Origin of the sequence: Thiobacillus sp. SCN 63-57 (assembly GCF_001725555.1) — a bacterium.
Taxonomy (GTDB): domain Bacteria; phylum Pseudomonadota; class Gammaproteobacteria; order Burkholderiales; family Thiobacillaceae; genus Thiobacillus.
Map to the genome: position 1 here is coordinate 1 of NZ_MEGP01000053.1, position 8,061 is coordinate 8,061.

The following is an 8,061-nucleotide window of genomic DNA, read 5'->3' on the forward strand; positions in this document are numbered from 1 at the left end:
CGCTTTGCCCGGATGGTGAAATTGGTAGACACAAGGGACTTAAAATCCCTCGCCAGCGATGGCGTACCGGTTCGATTCCGGTTCCGGGCACCACCTTCCGGTTCACCGGCCCGAGTGGTATAATTTTTGCGCTTTATTATTAACACGATGGGCGGTTCGCCCATTTTTTATTTGTGCTGCGCCACGTCCTGACCGGGTCGTACAGCGGCACAACAATGGATTTGCGATGATGGATCTGCCCACCCGCCTGGAGCCTGTACTTGCCGGACTCGGTTACGAGTTGGTGATGCTGGAGCGCGCCGGGCGAGGTCTGATCCGGATTTTCATCGACAAGCCGGGCGGCATCACGATCGACGACTGCGTCGCGGTGAGCAATCACCTGACCCACCTGTTCACGGTCGAGAACATCGACTACGACAGGCTGGAGGTGTCCTCCCCCGGTCTCGACCGGCCGCTGGTCAAGCCGCAGGACTATGCGCGCTTCGCCGGCGAGCCGGTGACGCTGAAATTGCGGGTGCCGATGGACAACCGGCGCCGCCTGAGCGGCCAGCTGGTCGGCCTGGATGGTGAACTGGTGAAATTGATCGTCGACGGCTCGGAAGTGTCGGTCGACTTGAGAAATGTGGATGCTGCCCGTCTGAAACCCATGGTTTAGGCAAGGCAGGCTGGAGGGAATATGAGCCGTGAAATGTTGATGCTGGCCGATGCGCTGGCTCGCGAAAAGAACGTGGACAAAGAGGTGGTGTTCGAAGCGCTGGAGCAGGCGCTCGCCTCCGCCACCAAGAAACGCTTCAAGGAAGAATCCGACGTGCGCGTGTCGATCGACCGCGAGACCGGCGACTACGAATCCTTCCGCCGCTGGCAGGTCGTGACCGAAGCCGATCTGGAGTCCGAGGGCTACCAGATCCTGCTGATCGACGCCCAGGACAAGATTCCCGACATCGAGGCGCCCAGGCCGCCAAGCAGGTCATCCTGCAGAAGATCCGCGACGCCGAGCGCGAGCAGATCATCAGCGACTTCCTCGCCCGCAAGGAACATCTCGTCAACGGCGTAGTGAAGCGCATCGACCGCGGCAACGCGATCATCGAATCGGGGCGCGTCGAAGGCTTCCTGCACCGCGACCAGATGATCCCGCGCGAGAACCTGCGCGTTGGCGACCGCGTGCGCGCCTATCTGCTGCGCATCGACCGCGGCGCCCGCGGCCCGCAGGTGGTGCTGTCGCGCACCGCGCCTGAATTCATCATGAAGCTGTTCGAGCTCGAAGTGCCCGAGATCGAGGAAGGCCTGCTGGAGATCAAGGCGGCCGCCCGTGACCCCGGCCTCCGGGCCAAGATCGCCGTCGTCTCGCACGACCCGCGCATCGACCCGATCGGCACCTGCATCGGCCTGCGCGGTTCGCGCGTCACTTCGGTGACCAACGAACTCGCCGGCGAACGCGTCGACATCATCCACTGGTCGGCCGACCCCGCCCAATACGTCATCAATGCCCTGGCGCCAGCCGAAGTCAGCTCCATCGTCGTCGACGAGGACAAGCACAGCATGGACGTCGTGGTCGACGAGGAGCAACTGGCGATGGCGATCGGCCGCGGCGGCCAGAACGTGCGCCTGGCATCCGAACTGACCGGTTGGGAACTCAACATCATGTCGCGCGAAACGGCCGAAGAGAAACAGTCGGCCGAAAGCGGCAAGACGCTCGCGCTCTTCATCGAGAAGCTCGATGTGGACGAGGAGGTCGCCCAGATCCTGGTCGACGAAGGCTTCTCCACGCTGGAAGAAGTCGCCTATGTGCCGCTCAACGAGATGCTCGAGATCGAGGCCTTCGACGAAGACCTGGTCAACGAACTGCGCAACCGGGCTCGCAACGCCCTGCTGACCGCCGCCATCGTCGGTGAGGAGCAGGTCGAGGCTTCTGCAGGCGACCTGCTGTCGCTCGAGGGCATGGATGCCGAAACCGCACGCACGCTCGCCAGCAAGGGCGTCCACACCACCGAGGATCTGGCCGAGCTGGCCGTCGATGAGCTGACCGAAATGGCCGCCATGGATGCCGAACGTGCCAAACAATTGATCATGGCCGCACGCGCGCCCTGGTTCGCCCAAGGCTGATACGCCACGAGGACTGCATGAACGTTGAACAATTTGCCCAGGAACTGAAACTGCCGCCCCAACTGTTGCTTGAACAGCTGAAGGCGGCGGGCGTCAACAAGAACGATGTAATCGACTCCGTCACGGAAGCGGACAAGGTACACCTGCTCGACTACCTGCGCAAGATGCACGGTGGCGGCACCGAGACCGGCAAGACCAAGATCACCATCACGCGCAAGCAGACCGGTGAAATCCGCAAGACCGACAGCACCGGCAAGTCGCGCACCATCACGGTGGAAACGCGCAAGTCGCGCACCTACGTCAAGCGCGATGCCGCCGCACTGGCAGCTGAAGCCCAGCCGGTCGCCGAGCCGGCCGCCGAAACTCCGCCTGTTCCGCAGGTCGAGGTGCCGGCCCAGCCTGTGGCAGAGCGCAAGGTCGAAGCCCCCGCCCCCGAGCCGGTCGTTGAAGCCGCGCCGCCTGCGGCCGTCGAGGCTGAGCCTGTTGCTGTCGAGCCCGCTGCCGCCCCCGAGCCGGTCACCGAAGCCGTGCCGCCTGCGGTCGCCGAGACCGCTGCAGAGCCTGCACCGGTGGTGAAAAAAACCACTCGCATCAAGAAGGCCTCGATCCTCAACGAAGCCGAAGTCAAGGCGCGCGAAGAAGAGACGCGCCGCCATCAAGCGCTGCAGGAACGCCAGGCTGCGGATGCGCGGGCTCGCGCCGAACGCGAAGCCCTGCGCAAGCAGGCCGAAGCCGCACGCGAAGCCGCCAAGCTAGCGGAAGCCCAGAAAGCCGCTGCGCCTGCCGCCCCCGCCGCACCGACGGAAAAGACGCTGCACAAGCCAGACAAACCCAGCGCAGCCAAAGGCGCCAAAGGTCCGGACAAGAAAGCCGGCGGCACCTGGAAGGACGAGGCCGCACGCCGCAAGGGCGGACTCAAGACCCGGGGCGGCGCTGCGCCTGACGCAGGCTGGCGCGGCCGCAAGGGCAAATCCAAATCCGGCCATGAAGAAACCACCTTCGTGGCGCCGACCGAGCCGATCGTGCGCGAAGTACTGGTGCCTGAAACCATTACGGTCGCCGAACTGGCCCACAAGATGTCGGTGAAGGCCGCCGAAGTCATCAAGGCGCTGATGAAACTCGGCAGCATGGTGACGATCAACCAGGTACTCGACCAGGAAACGGCCATCATCGTGGTCGAGGAAATGGGCCACATTGGCAAGCCGGCCGCGCTCGATACGCCGGAAGCCTTCCTGATCGACACGGGCGAGACGAGCGAAGTGGAAATGCACGCCCGCCCACCGGTCGTCACGGTGATGGGCCACGTCGACCACGGCAAGACCTCGCTGCTCGACACCATTCGCCGCACTCGCGTGGCGAGCGGTGAAGCCGGCGGCATCACCCAGCACATCGGCGCCTATCACGTCGAGACCGAGAAAGGCGTTATCACCTTCCTCGACACCCCGGGTCACGAAGCGTTTACGGCGATGCGGGCGCGCGGCGCGAAGGCGACCGACATCGTGGTGCTGGTCGTGGCAGCGGACGACGGCGTCATGCCGCAGACGATCGAAGCCATCCACCACGCCAAGGCGGCCAACGTGCCGCTGGTGGTGGCGGTGAACAAGATCGACAAACCCGAGGCCAACCCGGAACGCATCCGCCAGGAACTCGTCGCGCAGGGCGTCACGCCCGAAGAATGGGGGGGTGACACCCAGTTCGTCGAAGTCTCGGCGAAAGCGAACACCAACATCGACGGCCTGCTCGACGCCATCCTGTTGCAGGCCGAAGTGCTGGAACTGCAGGCAGCCTCCGATGGTCCCGCCAAAGGTCTCGTCATCGAAGCACGCCTGGACAAGGGCAAGGGCCCGGTCGCCACGCTGCTGGTGCAATCCGGCACGCTGCGTCGCGGCGACATGGTGCTGGCCGGCCAGGTATTCGGCCGTGTCCGCGCCATGCTGGACGAGGCAGGCAAGACGGTAACCGAAGCTGGTCCTTCGATCCCGGTGGAAATCCAGGGTCTGTCCGATGTGCCACAGGCTGGCGAGGACATGATGGTGCTGCCGGACGAACGCAAGGCGCGCGAAATCGCGCTGTTCCGTCAGGGCAAGTTCCGCGACGTGCAACTGGCGAAAAAGCAGGCCGCCAAGCTGGAATCGATGTTCGAACAGATGGGCCAGGGCGAAGTGCAGCATCTGCCCATCATTCTCAAGTCCGACACGCAGGGTTCCTACGAGGGCCTGGCGCATGCGCTGGGCAAGCTGTCGACCGACGAGGTCAAGGTCAACATCATCCACAGCGGCGTCGGCGCCATCACCGAATCCGACGTCAACCTGGCGCTCGCCTCCAAGGCGGTGCTGATCGGCTTCAACGTGCGCGCCGATGCGACGGCACGCAAGCTGGCCGAATCCAGCGGCGTGGACATCCGCTACTACAACATCATCTACGAAGCCGTGGATGAGGTGAAGGCTGCGCTATCCGGCATGCTGGCGCCCGAGAAGAAGGAATCGGTCATCGGCACGGTGGAAGTCCGCCAGGTATTCGTCATCTCCAAGGTCGGCACCATTGCCGGCTGTTATGTGACGGATGGTATGATCAAGCGCAACGCCGGCGTACGCGTGTTGCGCAACAACGTCGTGATCCACCAGGGCGAACTCGATTCGCTCAAGCGCTTCAAGGACGACGTCAAGGAAGTCAAGGCCAACTTCGAATGCGGCCTCTCGCTGAAGAACTTCAACGACATCCAGGAAGGCGACATCCTCGAAGTGTTTGAAGTGGTGGAAGTCGCGCGCTCGCTGTAATGTAATGGTGAGGGGTGAAGGGTGAGGCATTAGGCGCTCACTCCATTCCTCACCCCTTACCCCTCACTCCTACCCCTATTTATGCCGAAGGACTTTCCCAGAGCACGCCGCGTCGCCGACCAGATCCAGCGCGAACTGCCGGAATTGATCCGGCAGGAAGTGAAGGATCCGCGCGTCGGCATGCTGACCATCACCGAGGTGGAGGTCAACCGCGACATGGAGTTCGCCAAGGTCTACTTCACCACGCTGGGCGGCCAGGCCGAGCATGACGCCTGCCTGCAGGGCCTGCAGCGCGCCAGCGGCTTCCTGCGGTCGCAGCTGTCGCACCGCATGCAGCTGCGCGTGGTGCCCAAGCTGACCTTCGTGTACGACCGCTCGGTCGAACGCGGCATCGAACTCACCCAACTGATCGAATCGGCCGTCGCCGAAGACGCCAAACACCCGAAAGACGAGTGAAACCCGTCCGCCAGATCGTCGATGGCGTGCTGCTGCTGAACAAGCCGGTCGGCATTACCTCCAACGCCGCGCTGCAAAAAGCCAAGTGGCTGCTCAACGCCAAAAAGGCGGGACACACCGGCACCCTCGACCCCTTCGCCGATGGCCTGCTGCCGCTGTGTTTCGGTGAAGCCACCAAGTTTTCCGCCTACCTGCTCGACGCCGACAAGCGCTATCGCGCCGTGCTGCAACTGGGCGTCACCACCTCAACCGGCGATCCGGAAGGCGAGGTGCTCGACACGCGTGAGGTGGCGGTCGGCTGCGACGACATTGCCGCGGTGCTGCCGCGCTTCCTGGGCGAGATCGAGCAGATCCCGCCCATGCACTCGGCGCTCAAGCATCAGGGGCGCCCGCTTTACGAATATGCCCGCGCCGGGATCGAAATCGAACGCCCGCCGCGCAAGGTCACGATCCGCGCCCTGGAGATGATTGAATGCGCTCCGCCGCGCGTAGTGCTGGACGTGCAATGCACGGCGGGCACCTATATCCGTACCCTGGCGCAGGATATCGGCGCCGCCTTGGGATGCGGCGCCCACCTCACCGCGCTGACGCGCACCGCAGCCGGCGGGTTCAGCCTGGATCAGGCCCACGCACTGACGGATCTGGACGCGCTCGACGCCAGCCAGCGCCACGCCCTGCTGTTGCCCGCAGACTGCCTGGTGATGCACCTGCCTGCCGTCCAGCTCGATGCTGCCGGCGCCTTGAGCTTGTGCCAGGGACGCAGCGTCCTGCACCCGGACGCGCGTGCGGGGCTCATGCGCGTGTATGCGCCGCCGCACGCCTTCCTCGGCCTCGCCGACGCCAACAATGGCCAGCTGGTGCCGCGACGTCTGATCGCCACCCAACAGACTTGAGTTGCACGCCTCTTTCCACGTAAAATACGCGGTTTCCCCCCGAACGTGTCCCGCTCAGCCGCAGGCCACGCGATTTCAAAGGAGTACACCATGGCTGTGAATACCGCGCAAAAAGCGCAAATCGTCCAGGATTACCAACGCGCCGCCGCCGACACCGGCTCGCCCGAAGTGCAGGTTGCCCTGCTGACGGCTCGCATCAACGACCTGACCGGCCATTTCAAGGCCAACATCAAGGATCACCACTCGCGTCGTGGTCTGCTGAAGATGGTGAGCCGCCGCCGCAAGCTGCTCGACTACCTGAAGCGCACCAACCTCGAAGGCTACAAGACCCTGATCGATCGCCTCGGTCTGCGCAAGTAATCCCTGCAGAGCCACTGTGATGATCCGGCACCCTGCTGCACCGGCGCTGTCTGTATCAGAGCTGTGGATGGGGCGTATTGCCCCCTGAATTTCGCACGCCCCGCTTCTGCGGGGCGTTTTTGCTTTGAAAGGAACTCGTGTGAGCGCTATCAAGAAAACTTTCACCTACGGCCGCCACCAGGTCACGCTGGAAACCGGCGAAATCGCCCGCCAGGCCTCCGGCGCCGTCATCGTCAACGTTGACGACACCGTGGTACTGGTCACCGTCGTCGCCAAGAACGAAGTCAAGCCGGGCCAGGATTTCTTTCCGCTGACCGTCGATTACCAGGAAAAAACCTACGCCGCCGGCCGCATCCCCGGCGGCTTCCTCAAGCGCGAAAGTCGTCCGTCCGAAGGCGAAACGCTGATCTCGCGCCTGATCGATCGCCCGATCCGTCCGCTCTTCCCCGAAGGCTTCTTCAATGAAGTGCAGATCATCGCCACCGTGATGTCGTCCAATCCCGAAGTCAGCGCAGACATTCCCGCGCTGATCGGCGCCTCCGCCGCGCTGTCCCTGTCCGGCCTGCCGTTCGACGGTCCGGTGGGCGCGGCGCGCGTCGGCTTCATCAACGGCGAATACGTGCTCAACCCGACCAACTCCGAGTTGAAGAATTCGGCGCTCGACCTGGTCGTCGCCGGCACCGAGACCGCCGTGCTGATGGTCGAGTCCGAGGCCATGGAACTGCCCGAAGACATCATGCTGGGCGCCGTCGTGTTCGGCCATACCCAGATGCAGGCGGCGATCAACGCGATCAACGAGCTGGCCGACGAAGCCGGCGCCGACGCCTGGGACTGGCAGCCGCTCGCCGAAGATACGGCGATGGTGGAACGCCTCAAGGCCCTGGCCGAGGACGGTCTGCAGCAGGCCTACAACATCAAGCAGAAGCAGGCGCGCATGACCGCCGTCGACGAAGTCCGCAGCAAGGCCTTCGCCGAACTGATCACTGCCGACATGGACACTGTCGCGCAGAATCACGTCAAGGACGCCTTCCACCGCCTGGAAGCCAGCGTCGTGCGCAACCGCATCCTGTCCGGCCAGCCGCGCATCGACGGCCGAGACACCCGCACCGTGCGCCCGATTACCATCCGCACCGGCGTGCTGCCGCGTACCCACGGTTCCGCCCTCTTCACCCGCGGCGAGACCCAGGCACTGGTCGTCACCACGCTCGGCACCGGGCGCGACGAGCAGACCATCGACGCGCTGGAAGGCTCCTACTCCGACCGCTTCATGCTGCACTACAACATGCCCCCCTACGCCACGGGCGAAACCGGCCGCGTGGGTTCGCCCAAGCGCCGCGAGATCGGCCACGGCCGTCTGGCCAAGCGCGCGCTGCTGGCGGTGCTGCCGACCAAGGAAGAGTTCGGCTACACCATGCGCGTGGTGTCGGAAATCACCGAGTCCAACGGCTCGTCGTCGATGGCCTCGGTGTGCG

6 protein-coding genes, 1 tRNA gene and 1 pseudogene are annotated in these 8,061 nt (G+C 64.2%); all 8 read left to right on the forward strand.

Features of this window, described 5'->3' with window-relative positions; genetic code table 11:
• Positions 1 to 6: 6 nt before the first annotated feature.
• Positions 7 to 93, forward strand: a tRNA-Leu gene (locus ABT23_RS14465).
• A 133-nt stretch (positions 94 to 226) separates the two neighbouring features.
• The gene (gene rimP / locus ABT23_RS14470) at positions 227 to 655 is read left to right on the forward strand and encodes a ribosome maturation factor RimP (RefSeq protein WP_296636833.1); all 429 of its coding nucleotides are present in this window, start codon (positions 227 to 229) and stop codon (positions 653 to 655) included.
• 21 nt (positions 656 to 676) lie between these two features.
• A pseudogene (gene nusA / locus ABT23_RS14475) lies at positions 677 to 2,103 on the forward strand (transcription termination factor NusA).
• Between the two features lie 17 nt (positions 2,104 to 2,120).
• Entirely contained in the window at positions 2,121 to 4,880 is a 2,760-nt protein-coding gene (gene infB / locus ABT23_RS14480) for a translation initiation factor IF-2 (RefSeq protein WP_296636836.1), read from the forward strand.
• Positions 4,881 to 4,961: 81 nt separating this feature from the next.
• Positions 4,962 to 5,336, forward strand: a complete 375-nt coding sequence (gene rbfA, locus ABT23_RS14485; RefSeq protein WP_296636838.1) for a 30S ribosome-binding factor RbfA — start codon at positions 4,962 to 4,964, stop codon at positions 5,334 to 5,336.
• Positions 5,294 to 6,229, forward strand: a complete 936-nt coding sequence (truB, locus tag ABT23_RS14490) for a tRNA pseudouridine(55) synthase TruB (protein WP_366367036.1) — start codon at positions 5,294 to 5,296, stop codon at positions 6,227 to 6,229. Before rbfA ends, truB begins: the two co-directional genes overlap by 43 nt.
• A 90-nt stretch (positions 6,230 to 6,319) precedes the next feature.
• Complete coding sequence (gene rpsO / locus ABT23_RS14495; RefSeq protein ID WP_296636843.1) at positions 6,320 to 6,589, forward strand: 30S ribosomal protein S15; 270 nt, start codon at positions 6,320 to 6,322, stop codon at positions 6,587 to 6,589.
• Between the two features lie 139 nt (positions 6,590 to 6,728).
• On the forward strand, positions 6,729 to 8,061 hold a 1,333-nt coding region (pnp, locus tag ABT23_RS14500; protein ID WP_296636845.1), incomplete at its 3' end, for a polyribonucleotide nucleotidyltransferase.